We start from the raw sequence: 437 nt of genomic DNA on the forward strand, positions 1-437 counted from the left end.
GTCTTGCGGGTGATGCGGGTATGAGCGCTCATGAGCGGAAGCCGTGTGAAAAAGGAGCCGCCACGGTAGCATCGCGCTCGTTCGTGCAATGACCTTCGGAGGACGTCTTATGTTGCTGGCGGGACAACCCGGCGACCCTTACGCGGTGCCGCCGATGGCGCGCCTGCCGCGGCCGCTGTACGTGCGGGCGTTCGGCATTCCCGGCAACGCGAGCGTCGATGCGCACAGTCATCCGTGGGCCCAGCTGATGTATGCGACGAGCGGCGTGCTCGAGGTGACGACGCCGTCGGGCCGGCAACTGCTGCCGCCGCACTACGCGATGTGGATTCCGCCGCACGTGCCACACGCGGTGTCGACGCGCGATTGCGTCGCGTTTCACAGCATGTATCTCGACGAAGCCATCGCGCGCCGCGACGTGAACGACGATTGCACGATCC

Annotated in this window: 1 protein-coding gene; it reads left to right on the forward strand. The window is 66.1% G+C overall.

Annotated elements, in window-relative coordinates:
• Window positions 1-109 precede the first annotated feature (109 nt).
• Window positions 110-437: AraC family ligand binding domain-containing protein (locus tag M3195_RS16730; protein WP_251589225.1), on the forward strand; the 328-nt coding region annotated here is incomplete at its 3' end.

It is taken from the genome of Microbacterium hydrocarbonoxydans (assembly GCF_023715885.1).
GTDB lineage: Bacteria > Actinomycetota > Actinomycetes > Actinomycetales > Microbacteriaceae > Microbacterium > Microbacterium hydrocarbonoxydans_C.